This window comes from Pseudomonas sp. CLCA07 (genome assembly GCF_053615335.1).
Map to the genome: position 1 here is coordinate 1,512,230 of NZ_CM132131.1, position 16,358 is coordinate 1,528,587.

At 60.8% G+C, this 16,358-nt stretch carries 11 protein-coding genes; 3 read left to right on the plus strand and 8 right to left on the minus strand.

Features of this window, described 5'->3' with window-relative positions; genetic code table 11:
• Positions 1-41: 41 nt before the first annotated feature.
• From ACWGZX_RS06925 to ACWGZX_RS06960, 8 genes are all read right to left on the minus strand, one after another.
• Complete coding sequence (locus tag ACWGZX_RS06925) at positions 42-1,820, minus strand: acyl-CoA dehydrogenase C-terminal domain-containing protein (RefSeq protein ID WP_452627791.1); 1,779 nt, start codon at positions 1,818-1,820, stop codon at positions 42-44.
• Positions 1,821-1,826: 6 nt separating this feature from the next.
• The gene (locus ACWGZX_RS06930) at positions 1,827-4,346 is read right to left on the minus strand and encodes an efflux RND transporter permease subunit (protein ID WP_452627792.1); all 2,520 of its coding nucleotides are present in this window, start codon (positions 4,344-4,346) and stop codon (positions 1,827-1,829) included.
• Positions 4,347-4,362: 16 nt separating this feature from the next.
• Positions 4,363-5,454 carry a WD40/YVTN/BNR-like repeat-containing protein gene (locus tag ACWGZX_RS06935; protein ID WP_452627793.1) on the minus strand — a complete coding sequence of 364 codons (1,092 nt, stop codon included), beginning with the start codon at positions 5,452-5,454 and terminating at the stop codon, positions 4,363-4,365.
• 125 nt (positions 5,455-5,579) lie between these two features.
• Positions 5,580-6,938 (minus strand): DUF1329 domain-containing protein, encoded by a 1,359-nt coding sequence (locus ACWGZX_RS06940; RefSeq protein WP_452627794.1) that lies wholly within the window; start codon positions 6,936-6,938, stop codon positions 5,580-5,582.
• 54 nt (positions 6,939-6,992) lie between these two features.
• Entirely contained in the window at positions 6,993-8,990 is a 1,998-nt protein-coding gene (locus tag ACWGZX_RS06945; RefSeq protein ID WP_452627795.1) for a DUF1302 domain-containing protein, read from the minus strand.
• Between the two features lie 244 nt (positions 8,991-9,234).
• Positions 9,235-9,711 (minus strand): 2,4'-dihydroxyacetophenone dioxygenase family protein, encoded by a 477-nt coding sequence (locus ACWGZX_RS06950; RefSeq protein WP_452627796.1) that lies wholly within the window; start codon positions 9,709-9,711, stop codon positions 9,235-9,237.
• 110 nt (positions 9,712-9,821) lie between these two features.
• Complete coding sequence (locus tag ACWGZX_RS06955) at positions 9,822-10,694, minus strand: TauD/TfdA dioxygenase family protein (protein WP_452628973.1); 873 nt, start codon at positions 10,692-10,694, stop codon at positions 9,822-9,824.
• Between the two features lie 285 nt (positions 10,695-10,979).
• Positions 10,980-12,032 carry an AraC family transcriptional regulator gene (locus tag ACWGZX_RS06960; protein ID WP_452627797.1) on the minus strand — a complete coding sequence of 351 codons (1,053 nt, stop codon included), beginning with the start codon at positions 12,030-12,032 and terminating at the stop codon, positions 10,980-10,982.
• A gap of 108 nt (positions 12,033-12,140) precedes the next feature.
• Here ACWGZX_RS06960 and ACWGZX_RS06965 point away from each other — a divergent pair, with 108 nt between their 5' ends.
• The 3 genes from ACWGZX_RS06965 (at position 12,141) to ACWGZX_RS06975 (ending at position 16,313) form a co-directional block, all read left to right on the plus strand.
• A complete protein-coding gene (locus tag ACWGZX_RS06965) occupies positions 12,141-13,163 on the plus strand; it encodes an alpha/beta fold hydrolase (RefSeq protein WP_452627798.1) in 1,023 nt (340 codons plus the stop codon).
• Positions 13,164-13,200: 37 nt separating this feature from the next.
• Positions 13,201-14,856: a 3-(methylthio)propionyl-CoA ligase gene (locus ACWGZX_RS06970; RefSeq protein WP_452627799.1), complete on the plus strand. Its 1,656-nt coding sequence runs from the start codon at positions 13,201-13,203 to the stop codon at positions 14,854-14,856.
• A gap of 140 nt (positions 14,857-14,996) precedes the next feature.
• Complete coding sequence (locus tag ACWGZX_RS06975; RefSeq protein ID WP_452627800.1) at positions 14,997-16,313, plus strand: MFS transporter; 1,317 nt, start codon at positions 14,997-14,999, stop codon at positions 16,311-16,313.
• Positions 16,314-16,358: the final 45 nt, after the last annotated feature.

Genomic DNA, 16,358 nt, shown 5'->3' on the forward strand with positions numbered 1-16,358 from the left:
CTGTTTTCACCCGGTTGGTTCTTCCTGAAACTGACTCATGATCAGAACTGTGCGGCATCCAGCGAATAGAGGCTGTCACTGCCGGCCTTGACCGAGGCGCTGAGCGAGTGGATACGTGGTAGCAAGCGAGCGAAATAGAAACGTGCCGTGCCCATCTTGCTGACGTAGAAATCATCCTCGGCCTGATTTCCTATGGCCGTCTTAGCCATCAGTGCCCACATGTAGGCGTAAGTGGTGTAGCCAAACACCTGCAGGTACTCGACCGACGCGGCGCCAATTTCATTCGGGTTGTTCTGGGCCCGATCCAGCAGCCATGCAGTCAACTCGTCGAGCGTATCCAAGGCAGCGCTCAACGGCTGGATGAACTCGCTCAGATCGGTACTGGCGCTCAGAATGAACTGGCGAATCTCGTCGGCAAACTGCCTGTAGAGTGCCCCGCCGCTGCCGACGATCTTGCGCCCGGCCAAGTCCAGGGACTGGATGCCGTTGGTGCCTTCGTAGATCTGGGTGATGCGCACATCGCGCACCAGTTGCTCCTGACCCCATTCGCGGATGTAGCCGTGGCCGCCGAAGACCTGCTGGCCGTGGAGAGTGGTTTCCAGGCCCATGTCGGTGAGGAAGGCCTTGGCCACCGGGGTCAGCAGCGACACCAGATCCTGCGCGCGCTGGCGTGTCGGTGCGTCTTCGCTGTACTTGGCGATGTCCAGTTGCAGGGCTACGTAGCTGGAGAACGCACGGCCGCCTTCGTTCAAGGCTTTCATGGTTAGCAGCATGCGGCGCACGTCCGGGTGCACGATGATCGGGTCGGCGGCTTTGTCCTTGTGCTGAGCGCCGGTCGGTGCGCGGCTTTGCAGGCGGTCACGGGCGTAGGTGACGGCGTTCTGGTACGAACGCTCGCCCTGCGCCAGACCCTGGATACCCACACCCAGACGCTCGTAGTTCATCATGGTGAACATCGCTGCCAGGCCCTTGTTCGGCGCGTCGACGATCCAGCCGGTGGCGCCGTCAAAGTTCATGACGCATGTGGCGGAGGCCTTGATGCCCATCTTGTGCTCGATGGAGCCACAGGACAGCGAGTTACGTTCGCCCAGCGAACCGTTGGCATTGACCATCACCTTGGGCACCAGAAACAGCGAAATGCCTTTTGCCCCGGCGGGAGCACCCGGTAGTTTGGCCAGTACCAGGTGGATGATGTTTTCGCTCAGATCGTGTTCACCACCGCTGATGAAAATTTTGCTGCCGCTGATTTTGTAGCTGCCATCAGCCTGGGGTTCGGCTTTGGTGCGGATCAGGCCGAGGTCAGTACCGGAATGGGCTTCGGTCAGGCACATCGAACCGGTCCAGGTGCCGGCGTACATGTTTGGCAGATAGCGTTCCTTGAGTTCCTGGCTGGCGTGGGCCTTGAGCGCCAGGCAGGCACCCGCCGTCAGCATCGGGTACAGGCCGAACGACAGATTGGCCGAGTTGACCATTTCTTCAATCTGGGCGGAGATCGCCTTGGGCATCCCCATGCCGCCAAACTCCGGATCGCCACCGACACCGCCCCAGCCACCTTCGGCAAAGGCACAGTAGGCCGCCGGGAAACCGTCGGGCGTGGTCACTGCACCGTCGTTCCAGGTGCAGCCTTGCTCGTCACCACTGCGTAGTAGCGGGGCGATGATATCTGCGCTGATCTTGCCGGCCTCTTCAAGTATCGCCGCAGCCGTCTCTTCGTCGATAACCTCGGCCAAACCGGGCAATTGTGCCCAGAGCCGGGACACCTGGAAAACCTCGTTGAGTACGAAGCGCATGTCGCGCAGGGGAGCTTTGTAATCAGACATCTTGGCTTACTCGGAAGTGGTCACGGCATGCGGCATGCCAGGACGTTCAGTGGATTCAGTGTTTTCGGTTGCCGCGACAGAACCGGGCTCAGGAGCCCGTTCGCGCAGCAGGAAATACGAAAGAGCCGGAATCAGGATCAGCGCGCCGAGCATGTTCCACAGGAACATGAAGGTCAGCAGGATGCCCATGTCGGCCTGGAACTTGATCGGCGACCAGACCCAGCACACCACGCCCGCAGCGAGGGTGATGCCCACCAGCCCGACCACGCGCCCGGTGAAGGACACGGCATTGCGGTAGGCCTGGGACAGCGGCAGGCCCTGGCGCTGGAAGTGCAACTGCACACTGAGCAGGTACAAGGCGTAGTCCACGCCGATGCCCACGCCGAGGGCGATCACCGGCAGGGTCGCGACTTTCACGCCGATGCCCATGGCCACCATCAAGGCTTCGCAGAGGATCGAGGTCAGCACCAGCGGCAACAACGCCACCAGGGTGGCGCGCCAGCTGCGGAAGGTGATCAGGCAGAACAGCGTCACCGCCGCATACACATACAGCAGCATGGTGCGGTTGGCTTCGCGGACTACGATGTTGGTCGCGGCTTCAATACCGGCAGTACCGGCGGCGAGTAGGAACTGGCGATCTGCGGTGCTGTTTTCCTTGGCGAACTTGTCGGCAATGGCAACCACCGAGTCCAGGGTCTCGGCCTTGTGATCCTTGAGGAAGGTGATCACCGGCATCAGCGAGCAGTCGGTGTTGAACAGCTCCGGGGAGTTGACCGAGGCTTGTTGCGCGGCGTAGTTCAGCACGTCCTGATTGCGCTGGATGCTGTTGAGCTTGGGATTGCCTTCATAGGTGCCAGCGGTGATCTGGCGTACCGCGTTGACCAAGGACGCGGTCGCCTGCACCCCCGGATACTGTTGCAGCTCCCAGGCCAGGCGGTCGGCGAGGACCAGGGTCTTGTAGTTCAGGCAGCCTTCCGGCGCGGTCTTGATCATCACCGCGAACAGGTCGCTGGACAGCGCGTAATGCTGGGTGATGTAGGCGTTGTCGCGATTGTAGCGCGAGTCGGCACGCAACTCCGGCGCCCCGCTGTCCAGGTCGCCGATCTTCAGGTTCTGGCTGACCATGTAACCGCCGATGCCCATCAACACCGCGACCACTATTGCGCCCGTGGCCCACTTGGCGGTGGTGAAGCGATCGAGCGCGTCCCACAGTCTGCCGAAGCCTTTGTGCTTCTCTGCGCGGTTGTCGATTTTCAGCGCACGCTCGGCGGCTTTGGCGCCGACACCGACGTAGGACAGCGCCACCGGCATCAACAACAACGAGGTGAAGATCAGCACGGCGACACCAATACTGGCGGTGATCGCCAGATCCTGGATCACCGGGATATCGATCAGCATCAGCACGGCGAAGCCCACGGCGTCAGCCAGCAGCGCGGTAACTCCGGCGATGAACAGACGACGGAAGGTGTAGCGCGCAGCGATCAGTTTGTGGGTGCCACGGGCGATGTCCTGCATGATGCCGTTCATCTTCTGCGCGGCGTGGGACACGCCGATGGCGAAGATCAAGAACGGCACCAGCACCGAGTACGGATCGATGGCGTAGCCGAGCCAGGCGACAATGCCCAGTTGCCAGACCACCGCGATCAGCGAGCAGCCGACCACCAGCAGAGTGCTGCGCACGCAACGGGTGTAGGCGTAAATGATGATCAGCGAGGTGACCACGGCCAGGCCGAAGAACATCATCACCTGGATCAGGCCGTCGATCAGGTCGCCCATGAGTTTGGCGAAGCCGATCACCCGGACCTTGTAATGGCCGGTGCCTTCGACCCCGGATTGACGCGCCGCGCTGTCGCCGGCGTATTCGATCTTGTCGCGCAACTGCTCTTCGAGCATCTGCGAGAAGGCGTGGTAGTTGATGCGTTGACCACCGGCGGCGGCTTTGTCCATCAGCGGCACGATCAGCATGGTCGACTTGAAATCGCTGGCCACCAGGCTACCCACCAGACCGGCGCGGGAGATGTTCTGGCGCAACTGTTCAATGTCGGAGGGCGAGCCCTGATAACTGTCGGGCATCACCGGGCCACCCTGGAAACCATCCTCGGTGACTTCGGTCCAGCGCACGGCCGGGCTCCACAGCGACTTCATCCACGCGCGGTCGACGCCTTCGGTGAGGAACAGCTGGTCGTTGACCTGCTTGAGCACGTCGAGGTATTCGGGGTCGAAAATATCGCCCTGGGTGTTCTCGACCACGACGCGCACCGAGTTGCCCAACCCGCGCAGCGAAGCGCGGTTTTCCAGGAAGTTCTGGATATAGGGCTGGCTCTGCGGAATCATTTTTTCGAAGCTGGGGCGCAACTCCAGGCGAGTCACCGCCATGAAGCCCAGCACCATGGTGGCCAGCGCCATCAGCAGCATGAACAGCGGGCGGTAGTTGAACACCAGCCGCTCGAGGAGGTTGCCGGAGCGCTGGTCGAAATCCCGCAGGTCGCGGATCACCGGCATGGCGTCTTGTTTGATATTGCCCATGTCTGGGTTCTCGCTCTTAGGGTTCGAGGGCTGGATCGGCGGACAGCGTCCGGGTGCCACAGCTGCCCGCTACCACCAACGCGCCATCGGCGGACTGGGTGGCACCGGCGACCGGCGTCGGTGTCGGTTGCCGCACCAGATGCATCTGCGCGCCCGTCCCTTGGCTGACCAGCATCTGCCCGCCTTGGGTGAACAAGCGATAGTTGCCACGGGCATCGATCAGGCCCGCGGTGATGCTGACGTGCAGGCCGGTGTCCAGCGCAGTCCAGCTCTGGCCGCCGTCGGTGCTGCGCAACACGTTGCCGCGCAGACCGTAGATCAGCACTTCGCCAGGCTTGCCAAGCACGCCGAAAAAGCTGCCTTGATAAGGTGTCGGCACGGCATTGAAGCGTTGGGCGCTGTCGTCCCATTTGAGCAGCAGGCCTTGCTCGCCAGCGATGTATAAACCGTCGCCGGTGGAGGCGATGGCGTTGAGGTGGAAACCCTGGGGGTTGTCGGTGCGGTCCTGGAATGGCGTCCAGGTCAGGCCACCGTCGTCGGTGCGCAGGATCAGGTTGAACACGCCGACCACATAGCCGGTTTTGTCGTTGGCGAACCAGACGTCGAGCAGCGGTTTGTCCGCGCCCTGATCAGCTAGTCGTTGGCCTTCCATAGCCAACTGGGGCCATTGCTCATTGCCCGGTTCGGCGCTGGCCAGCGCCGTGTAATGCTTGACCAGCAAGGCGCCGATCTGACGACCGTCGAGTTGCTTTTGCCAAGTCGCGCCGGCGTCGCTGCTGTGCAGCACCACGCCGTCATTACCCACCGCCCAGCCTTGGGTGGTGGTCGGAAAATTCACCGCAGTGAGGTCGGCACTGGCCGGTACGGCGGCCTGTTGCCAGTGGTTTCCCGAATCATCGGAAAACAGAATATGGCCACGCTGGCCGACGGTAATCACGCGCCCACCGGCGCGGGTCATGCCGGACAACGGGCTGTTGATGGCCAAGGCAATGACTCTGGCGGGCAGGTCCAGCACATCGACGTAGTCGGCCGCCTGGGCGATGCCCTGCGACAGGCCGAGCACAACGCCAAACGCGAGCTGCAACATATTATTTTTATACGAACACATACTGCGTCCTCTTCGGAAAACCGCGCCGGGGCACACATCCGTGTGCCAGACGTTCAAACCGGGCGCACGCTCGGTCCCGCTACCTTGTGAGCAGCGGACCGTTCGGGGGCTTTTCTGCGGTTGGCTTAGCGAATACCGGCGCCGGCCAGGGATTCCGAAGACCACTGGGCCTTGGAGAGCGGCTCGATGTACTTGATGCCGCCGTACGGGCCGACTACACCGTTGATGTTGTATGAACCACCGACCAGGTCGTAGATCATGAACGGCGTGGAGTCCGGAACCTGCTTGTCGTAGCTCTGGCTGAGGAAGGCGAAGGAACCGCGATAGAGCTGACCACGGGCGTCATATTGATCCGAGGCCAAAGCGGTCCAGCTGTCTTCGTCAAGGTAGAAGCGACGCTTGGCGTAGATGTGACGGGCACCGGCCTTGAGGTTGCCTTCCACGACCCATACACGGTGTTTTTCCCAGCGTACGAAGTCAGGTGCCAGGTGATTGGCAGTGGTCAGCGACTTCGGATCCTGCACGTAGGTCAGCTTGTAGGTGTTGTAGGGCACGATCATTTCCTGCTTGCCCACCAGCTTCCAGTCATAGCGATCCAGCGCACCGTTGAACACGAACACGTCATCGTAGGTGCCTGCGCCGGCGGTACCCGGGTTAGGTGTGTCGTAAGCCAGGCTCGGAGCCAGCTTTACCCGACGCTGCCCCGGCAAGTACTGCCAGGCGCGACGCGGTTGCTGCAACGGGTTGGCGGCGTCCTTGAGCATGATCGCCTCGCCGGCCCGGCGTGCTGGACCGGTGTATGCCAGCTTCATCTGGTAGTACACGTCGGCGCTGCTGATCGGCTGCGAGAGGTTTTCATAGATCGGGTAGGAGATGTTCGCTTGCCCGGTGGTCGCCAGGCTTGGCACACCGGCGGAGTCGACGTTCCAGGAGTCGTACTTGGAGCTGATGCTCACGCCCTGATAACGCAGCAGGAAGTTCCACATCGCTTCGTTGCCCGATTGTGGAATCGGGAACGGCACGCCCGGCAGCACGTTGTCGATGGCCAGGCCACCTTCCAGGGACTTGGCGCCGCTGGCGTTCTTCACGCCGTTATCCAGAATGGCCTGGGGCAGCGAAACGGTACGGTGAGTCAGGAACACGTCGACACGGAACGTCGGGAAACGCTTGGCCAGTTCTACCGTGGTCGCCGTGAGCAGGCCCTTGTACTGATCGACATTCTTGCCGTCGATCACCAGCAGCGGCTTTTCACTGGCAAACGGGTCCGGGCGCATGCTGTCACCGGCTTTGAAGCTGGCTGGCGGCGTGGTCAGGCCACCGTTGTAGGTGGGGATGGAACCATCAGCGTTCCCGGCTTTTTCGGCGCCCACCAGGGTCAGGCTGGTGCCCAGTTTGGCAGCTTCCTGGGTTGAAACAGCGGCCTGTGCCTGGGCGGCGACGATCATCGCCAGCGAGGCAGCCAACACGGTTTGTGCAAATTTCATCTTGTTATTCTCCTGCTTGCATTGAGCAAATCAGTGGTGAATCAAAGTTGTGAATCAGAAGGTTGTTTTCATCGTCAGGTACACGGCGCCACGGTCCTCAGTCGTGGCACCTCCTCCGGAGAAGGACGAGTAGCCACCGGCGAAACAGGCGTAGTTTTCGTTGCCGCTAAAAGCGTTCGGAGTAGAGCCATCGCCACCCGTCGGGCCGGTGCTCACGCCACTGGTATTGCACTTGTCGGTTTGGCCGAAGGAGTCCACGTACTTCAGGTCAACGAAGTATTTGTTGTACACAACGGCCCCGACGCCCACGGCATAGTTGCCGGTGTCCTTGGCACCGCCACCGGAGACCGGTGACACGCCGGCGAGACCCACGTTGACCGACATCGGCGCATTGAGGTCGACACCCGGGAATACCTGGTACCAGGTCGGTGTGAAGTTGACTGCCAGCCCCCAGTTGTCACGGGTCGGCGCGTCGATGCCGCGATAGCTGTCCTTGCCCTTGTAGAGTGCTTCGTTCTTGCTATCGAGCTTGAGCAGGTTGCTGTAGTACAGCTCGGCCAGCAGCGTTGCCGAATCGAACACCGGCGTTTTCGGCAGGGTCATCAGACCGTTGAGCGTCCAGTGCAAGGTGTCGCCGGTGGCGCTCATGCTGTCGCCGCGGCTCGGGGTGTCGTAGACCACACCGGTGGCGTCCGTCCGTGCAGGCAGCAGGCCCAGCCCTTGACCCAGGCCCAGCGGGCTGTGGGTACTGACGATCGCCGGGATACTGGCCAGCGGCATGTTGTGACGAATGTTCAGGTCCGAACCCACGCTCACTCCACCGACGTCCTTGGACAAGCTCAGGCCAAGGATCTTGATGTTGTCGGCATAGGCCAGTTGATAGGTGGCGGTGTCCAGCGAATTGAGGGTGTTGATCACCGCAGGCACTTGCCCGGCCGGCCGGGTGCCGTTGGGGTTGGCCGAGGTAATGCCCCGGGCATCCAGCCAGGCTTGCGGCAGGATTTCCGAAGTCTCGCGGTAGTAGACGCCGAGGGTGCCATCCAGCCAGGCCGGCGACCACTTGGCCATGACGCCCCAGTCGCCGCTGCTGCCCGGTGTCAGGTCATGGCCGCGACGCACGTTGGTCAACGCGTTGCACGGCGCCAGGCCACAGCCCAGCGGACTACCCGGGACCACGCCGTTGGTGTTGCCGAGCAGGAACGACTGCGCACCAAAGCCGATCAGATCGGAACCACCGTAATAAGTGCCCGCTTCCGGCAGACGCGCGGCGTCCCAATCGAGGAAGTACTGGGCACCGACGGTCAGCTCGGGATTGACGGTAAACGACATCGACAACTGGTTACGCGGAACGAACAGCTCCTTGGCTTCAGTACCCGGCGACGCCGCCAGCTTGGCCAGGTCGAGGCCGGACTGGCCGTAGCTGACCGAGTGCACCGGATTGAGAATGGTCTCGCCCCAGAACACGTTGTGCTGACCGGCCTTGGCGCTGAACATCGACTCCTCGCCCACTTCGGTGCTGTAGAACACGAAGGCATCGAGAATTTCGCCAGACGGACCGGTGTAATAACGCTGGGCGTAGTTGCTCAGGTGCGGGCTGCCAAAGCCGACGTTGTCGTTGGTGACGCCGGCCAGACGTGGGTCGTTAGCGACCAGACCGGACCGTGAGTCATTGCCGTTAACGAACGGGTTGGAGTTGGAACCGGTGTTTTCATACGCCTTGTCGTACCAGCTGGCAGCACTGACACGAAAGCCCATGGCGTTTTTGTAGACCACGTCCATCTCGGTCAACAGGTCGACACGGTTGGTGATGTTGGTTCCGGACTTGCGGAAGTTGTAGTCGCCATCGTTGTTGTTTGGCGTCCCCAACATGCGCTTGTCGGCGCTTTCGGTGCGCACGCCGTAGTTGTACTTGATGGTGTTATCGAAACGCATTGACCAATCTGGACTACCGGTATCGATTTCGAGCGCCTGCACCACAGGTGCGCACAAACCGGCGGCGAATGCAGAGGTGAGCAGACTACGACGCAGACAGAGGGACTGACTGTGTTTCATTTGACTAGCTCCATTTCTTATTATTTTTGGGGGCCTGGATCTAAATATTCCTGTTCCCGATCTCGGTGGGCAGGACAGATCGACACCTGAGATCGCTGTCGTCTAACCTGATTCCTACGGCCGGAGCCTGGGAAAAAGGCGCAGCAAACCTGACGATCAAATACTTGTTAAAACCGCTCGTTCAAGGGGGGGGCCTCGACGCCTGTCTGGTGAATAGTCATCGGCGTCGAGGGCCCGTTTCGCCTTAGTGGAAGGCAGTGAGATCCTGAGGTTCGATCCCGTTCGCTTCGCAGTGGTCGAGGTAGCGCTGAAGCGCGGTTTTCCAGTTCTCGATAGCCATGACCTTGTCGTTCTCATCGACGAAGATGAGGTCTCCGCTCACGATCACCAGCGTCAGCATGTATTCAGCGTCTTCAGTGCTTACCACCTCCGGCGTGTGGGTAGATGCGGCGGTCTCGTAGACAATGCTGCCCGGCCCTGCGACCCAGTCGTGCTCCTTGTACTTCCACTGACCTTCGAGGGTGTACACGATGACAGTACCGGAGTGATGGTGCTTCGGCAGTTGCATGTCGATGGGCGCCTTCATCAGGGCGATCATCTCGCCGCGGATCGGGTCGAGCTTGAAGTACTTCAGTAAGACGTTGTCCGCATAAGGCGTGAAGGGAACCCAAGGCAGCGATTCGCCGTGCATGACGGCAGTTTCAATTTGTTGAAAAAGCATGACTATCTCCATTTCTATTGTTTTACCAGAAGCTGACCACTCGGCTTGACCGGCGATGTACGCGCACGACAGATCCAGCGCGAGGCGCAGACCTCTGGGGATTGGGTGGGTCAGATAAGAGGGGTACCGGCCAAGGTGGCGCGGAGCATTTTGCGCGGCGCGTTGCCGTAATCGGCTACGGCGTAGTGCTGGACTTGCAAGTTGTCCCACATGGCAACCGTGTTGGTTCGCCACTTCAGACGTACCTGGTATTCCGGAATCGCGGCCTGAGAGGTCAGGTAGTTCATCAAATGATGAGCTTCCGGCATAAAGTCCTGGCCGTAGCGGATGTCCTCGAAGTTTAAGAAATTCGAGAAATGGGTCGTGAGCAACGAGTTGACGAACAACACCTTTTCGCCCGTCTCAGGATGGGTGAGCACCACCGGGTGCTCGACGGCGGGGCTCTTCGCAGCCATCGCGAGACGTTCTTCGATCGACATCTGGGCGCCAAAGCTGTGCTCGGCACTGTGCTTGGCGTACAGGCCAGCGATCCGTTGCTTGATGGCGTCAGGCAAGTTTGCATAGGCCATCGCCATGTTGGACCACATGGTGTCGCCGCCAGTGTCCGGACCCAGTTCGCAGCGCAACACCGCGCCGCGGGCCGGCACCTTCTTGTAGGTGAGATCGGTATGCCAGGCGTTTTCGCGGCTGGCCTTTTCGACGAAGCCCTTGGGTTTGCTCGGGTCGAGATTGCGGTACAGCATCAGCAGCTTGTCCGCCTCTGGATGGCTCGGAGCAAAGGGATGGGATTCCAGTTCGCCGAACTGCGCGGCGAAGTTCTGTTGCTCCATCGGAGTGATGTCCTGGTCGCGAAAGAACAGCACTTTGTGCTTGAGCCACAGCGCCCGGATCTCCGCGATCATGTCAGGATCCTGGGCCGCGTCGGCCAGGCTGATGTTGCTGAGCTCGGCGCCGATGTTAGGCGTGCAAAGCTCGACCTTGATCGAATTTTGAAGAACTGAAGGGCGGATGATCGCCGGTGCCACGGACTTGGATGGCGGAGAACTGACTTGAAAAGCTGTTGTTTTTATCATTTGAAATCTCCAGTCTCTGGATGTACGCCGGCATGCAATCGCATGCCCGGCAAATCAGACAGGATCAAAGCGAGCCAATGACACCGCTTCGATCACTTGGAGAGATGCTAGGGATTGCCGTCGCCGCAACTTTTGCAAGACAGGACAACATATTGGCATTTTCGGACAACGAGGACGGCTGGGTATCCGGCTTCGTCAATGCTTCCCGGGAGGGGGCGGCGTCATTTTGGAGGCCCCAGTTGTCGCGCACGCACGATGCTGTATGGCCCACTCCGACGGGGATATGCCGTAATGGCAACGGAACCAGCGAGAGAAGTCGGCGCCCGATGAGAAACCCACCAAGCCCGCGATTTCGTAGAGCTTGCGCTTGCTAGTCAACAGGTACTCCTCGGCGAGTTCGACGCGCACCGCATTGACCACAGAAAGTCCACTCTCGCCAACTTCCGCCAAGCGCCGATTGAGTGTGCGGCGATGCAGACCCAAGTGCTGGGCGACGCGATCGACCGAACAGGTTCCGGTGGGCAGCAGTACCCTGATGACCTGACGCGCCCGATCCAGGGGTTCATCGCCTAGGTCCGTCAACTGCATGTCCAGCCAGCGCTTCACTTCTCGATTGAGCTTGGGTGTGGCTGCGACAATGGGCAAGTCCACGTCACGAGCCCGGCAGACAATGCCGTTGAACTCCTGCGCAAAGTCGATTGCCGTTCCGAGCACGCGGCGATGGACGTCCAGCCTGGCTGGCCGGTCATGGCTGAAACAGATAGCCACCGGTTTGAAAGCATCGTGCGCCAGCGCCCGATAGGACCGAACAAAAATGCCCATTGAGATTTCGACCGCCTGGCGCAAAAGCCCCGGGTGCTTCTGCTGTATATCCACATGCAGAAGCACCAGGTCTCCGGCGTCTTCAAGGCGCAATTGCACACCGGGGTTATGCAGCCGCATATAGCGCGCGGACGATTCCATCGCAGCGCGCAGGGTGGGTTCCTCGCGCATCATCAGGGCAAGCATGCCAAAGTCGGCCAGGTCTCGGCGCTCAGCCATCAGCAGGCCAAAGGCTTCCTGGCCGGAAAGCCGTGCCGACTCTTCCAACAGCCAGCAGATCGAATCGCTGCTGATCAGCAGATTCGGATCGTCAAGCACGCGGGGTGGCAATTTGGCCAGCCGCAACATCCGGAACGGGTCCAGCCCGACTGTGCGGGCGATGGAAGCATAGCCGGTCAAACTGGCACTGCGAATCAGGCTGGACATGCGGTCACCCCGTCCCGTTTTGATAAGTTGGTGTCCTGAATAGCCAAACTCAACCACCCCTATCTCGTCAAGCTCTTCCCATACAACAACAATATGACGAGTACTGCGATGAATTTGGAACCTATCCAAGACCAGCCTCTACGGGACGTTGACGCTCCGCACGCGTTCGCCCACCACTTCGTTGACATCAACGGCATCCGGATGCACTACGTCGAGGAAGGCCAGGGGCCCCTGGTCATCCTTCTGCATGGATTCCCTTACCTCTGGTACATGTGGCGCCGACAGATCCCGGTCCTGGCATCTGCTGGCTATCGGGTGGTCGCTCCTGACCTGCGAGGTTTTGGCCTGTCCGACAGCCCTGCTGCGGTCGAAGCCTACGACATGAGCCAAGCGGTGGGTGACATCGTCTGCCTGATGGAGGCCCTGGGCGAAACCTGCGCGATCGTCGTCGGCCACGACCTCGGTGCCTGGGTAGCCCAGTCCTGCGCCATGCTGCGCCCCGAACTTTTTCGCGCACTGGTCATGCTTAACACGCCAGTACCTCCGCGCGGCCGGATCAGGCCCACGGACGGACTGCGGGCGATGGCCAAGGGCAAGGGCTACCACCACCTGTACTTCCAGCAACTGGAAAAGCCAGACCGTGAACTGGCCGCCGACACGCGCAAGACCTTGCGCAGCATCTTCTACTCAGTCTCGGGCGATGCGGTGGGTGCCGAGCGCTGGCGCCTGTTCATCGAGCCGGACGAACCCATCCTCAATGCCTTCACCGACCCTGTAGCGTTCCCCGCGTGGTTGAGCCCGCAAGCGATTGACCACTACGTGGATGAGTACACCCGTGCAGGCTTCACCGGCCCCCTGAACTACTACCGCTGCCGCGACCGCAACTGGGAGATCTCCGCCTTTCTCGATGGCGCGGTGATAAGCCAGCCCAGCATGTTCATCGGTGGCGCCAACGACCCATCGATCGAGCCGCCACAGATTCGTGGGCTGTATGACCAGCTCGAGACTTACCTGGTCGGGCTGCGCAAGAAGGTACTGCTACCCGGTGTGGGCCACGCCGCGGCGGAAGAAACGCCAGAGCAGATCAACGCGTTGCTACTCGAGTTCCTCGAACAACTGGACGACAACTGAGTCGTTCCCTCGTTGGCTATGCGCCAAGGTATTTCACATGAACAACAATAAGACGGTGTCCAACATGAATGGACTGATGCAGCAACAGCAGCTGCTTATTTCGACGCTCCTCACCCATGCCGAGCGCCACCATGGCGACCAGGAGATTGTCTCCCGCCGCGTCGAAGGCGATATCCATCGACAGACCTACCGCGACCTCGGGCAGCGCGCACGCTGCCTGGCCAATGCGCTCGCCACGCTCGGCGTCAGCTTTGGTGACCGCGTCGGCACGCTCGCCTGGAACGGCTACCGCCACATGGAGCTGTACTACGCCATATCCGGCTCGGGTGCCGTGCTGCACACGTTGAACCCACGCCTGCATGCCGACCAGGTGAAGTGGATTGCCGACCACGCCGAGGACCGCGTCCTCTTCTTCGACCTGACCTTCCTGCCGCTGGTCGAATCCATCGCTGGCAAAGTCTCGACCATCACCCGTTTCGTGCTCATGACGGACCGAGCGCATATGCCTGCGGTTACTTCGATCCCCGATCTACTGTGCTACGAAGATTTGATCGAAACCCACACCGATGACTTCGTGTGGCCAACCTTCGATGAGAACAGCGCATCGTCGCTGTGCTACACCTCCGGTACCACTGGCAATCCCAAGGGCGTGCTCTACAGCCACCGTTCGACGATTCTGCACACCTACGCTGCCGCCCTCCCCGACACCTTGAACTGCTCGGCGCGCGACACCATCCTGCCGGTGGTACCGATGTTCCATGTCAACGCCTGGGGTTTGCCGTACGTGGCCTGCATGGTCGGCGCCAAGCTTGTATTCCCCGGGCCATTGCTCGACGGCGAATCGCTCTACGAGTTGTTCGAGGCGGAGAAAGTCACCCTGTCCGCCGGCGTGCCCACCGTCTGGCAAGGCCTGCTCGCCCATGTCGAAGCAACCGGCAAGACATTTTCGACCATGCGCCGGACAGTAATCGGCGGCTCTGCCTGCCCTTCGGCCATGATGGTGGCCTTCCAGGACCGCTATGACGTACAGGTGCTGCATGTCTGGGGCATGACCGAGCTGAGCCCGCTCGGGACCGTGTGCACCCCCAAGGCCAGGCACCTCGCTCTGGACAGTACCGAGCGCCGTGTTCTGCAGGCCAAACAGGGCCGGGTCGTGTACGGCGTCGACATGAAAATCGTCGGTGATGACGGCATGGAGCTCCCCCGCGACGGCAAAGCCTCGGGCGAGCTGATGGTGCGTGGGCCCTGGATCATCTCCTCTTACTTCAAGGGCGACGCCGGCGATGCGCTGGTGGATGGTTGGTTCCCGACAGGCGACGTTTCGACCATCGACGCCGATGGCTTCATGCAGATTACCGACCGCAGCAAGGATGTCATCAAGTCCGGTGGTGAGTGGATCGGCTCCATTGATCTGGAAAACATCGCCATGGCTCATCCGGCGGTCGCGATGGCTGCGTGTATCGCAGCCCACCATCCGAAATGGGACGAACGCCCACTGCTGGTGGTGACTCGCAAGCCTGGCAGCGAACTCTCGCGCGACGAATTGCTTGGCTTCTATGAAGGCAAGATCGCCAGATGGTGGACTCCGGACGATGTGGTGTTCGTCGACAGTATCCCGCTCGGCGCGACCGGCAAAATGCTGAAGAACAAACTTCGTGAGAGGTTCCAGGACTACCGACTGCCCACCGCCTAAGGGCCAGCCTTCCTCAACGCTCGGGCGGGTAGTAACACATTCCCATGTTTGCCCGAGCCGCACGCAGGTCAAGGCCCGGTTCACGAGTTCGATCAGGACCGTGCAAATAACAACAAGAAGCGCAGATTCAAGGAAACGCCATGACTGTTCACCACGCCCATGCAGACAAGATCGAAACGTCGACCGTCAGCGCTCCCCGGCTGTATGCCTGGGTCGTCTTCGCACTGAGTTTCGGCCTGCTGATTTCCGATTACATGTCGCGACAAGTGCTCAATGCAATCTTTCCGCTGCTCAAATCCGAGTGGACCCTGAGCGACGCCCAACTCGGCCTGCTGAGCGGAATCGTCGCTCTGATGGTGGGTCTGTTGGCCGTACCCTTGTCAATAATGGCCGACCGCTGGGGGAGGGTCCGCAGCTTGGTGCTGATGGCCGCGCTTTGGAGCCTGGCTACATTGAGCTGCGGCCTTGCGCAAAATTACCAGCACATGTTCCTCGCCAGGTTGTTGGTTGGTATCGGCGAGGCAGCCTATGGCAGCGTCGGCGTCGCTGTGGTGCTTTCGGTTTTCCCTAAGCACATGCGTGCGACCCTCATCAGCGCCTTCATGGCTGGCGGCATGTTTGGCTCAGTACTGGGCATGGCACTGGGTGGCATCATCGCCGAGCACCTGGGCTGGCGTTCTGCCTTTGTCGTCATGGCGACATTCGGCCTGGCGCTCGCCGTCATCTATCCACTGGTAGTGAAGGAGGCGCGCCTTGGCAACTGCAATCAGGCCGCAGGCCAATCCGCCGAGTCAGGCGGCAAGAGCCCGCTGCGCACGCTGTACTCTAGTCGTTCGGTAATCAGCGCCTATGTCGGCAGCGGCCTGCAGATGTTCATCGGCGGCTCGTTGATAGTCTGGTTGCCCAGCTACCTGAACCGTTACTACCACATGGGCACCGATCAGGCTGGCATGATCTCCGCCATTCTGATTCTAACTGGTGGCGCCGGCATGATCCTCTGCGGCATCCTCAGCGACCGCCTGTGCCGCAAAGCTCCCGAGCGCAAGATTTCCCTGGCCATCGCCTACTGTCTGATCACTAGCATATTGCTGTCAGTGGCCATGCTGTTGCCCCCCGGAGTGGCGCAACTGGTGGTCATCGCTCTGGCTATGCTGGTGGTCACTGGCACGTCCGGCCCAGCCGGCGCCATGGTTGCCAACTTGACCCACCCCTCGGTGCACGGCACGGCTTTTGCGACTCTGGCTCTGGCCAATAACCTGCTTGGCCAAGGGCCCGGCCCCTATATCACGGGCTTGCTGGCCGACGCCTTTGGCCTCGATCGCGCCTTCCAGTTGATCCCGCTGATCAGCGTCGCCGCAGCCCTCGTGTTCTGCTACGGCAAACGCCACTACCAACGCGATATCCAGAAGCGGGTGCCGACAGTCGCAGGTGCGACGCCAGCCGGGAGGATGTCATGAACGCCCCAATCAAGCCGCCCATGACACAACCACTGCCTTGCATCC

Excerpts from the sequence above, each read along its gene's own strand:
- ACWGZX_RS06970 (WP_452627799.1), top strand. The coding sequence starts at position 13,201 with ATGAACAACAATAAGACGGTGTCCAACATGAATGGACTGATGCAGCAA.
- ACWGZX_RS06960 (WP_452627797.1), bottom strand. The coding sequence starts at position 12,032 with ATGTCCAGCCTGATTCGCAGTGCCAGTTTGACCGGCTATGCTTCCATC.
- ACWGZX_RS06940 (WP_452627794.1), bottom strand. The coding sequence starts at position 6,938 with ATGAAATTTGCACAAACCGTGTTGGCTGCCTCGCTGGCGATGATCGTC.
- ACWGZX_RS06935 (WP_452627793.1), bottom strand. The coding sequence starts at position 5,454 with ATGTGTTCGTATAAAAATAATATGTTGCAGCTCGCGTTTGGCGTTGTG.
- ACWGZX_RS06945 (WP_452627795.1), bottom strand. The coding sequence starts at position 8,990 with ATGAAACACAGTCAGTCCCTCTGTCTGCGTCGTAGTCTGCTCACCTCT.
- ACWGZX_RS06925 (WP_452627791.1), bottom strand. The coding sequence starts at position 1,820 with ATGTCTGATTACAAAGCTCCCCTGCGCGACATGCGCTTCGTACTCAAC.
- ACWGZX_RS06950 (WP_452627796.1), bottom strand. The coding sequence starts at position 9,711 with ATGCTTTTTCAACAAATTGAAACTGCCGTCATGCACGGCGAATCGCTG.
- ACWGZX_RS06930 (WP_452627792.1), bottom strand. The coding sequence starts at position 4,346 with ATGGGCAATATCAAACAAGACGCCATGCCGGTGATCCGCGACCTGCGG.
- ACWGZX_RS06975 (WP_452627800.1), top strand. The coding sequence starts at position 14,997 with ATGACTGTTCACCACGCCCATGCAGACAAGATCGAAACGTCGACCGTC.
- ACWGZX_RS06965 (WP_452627798.1), top strand. The coding sequence starts at position 12,141 with ATGAATTTGGAACCTATCCAAGACCAGCCTCTACGGGACGTTGACGCT.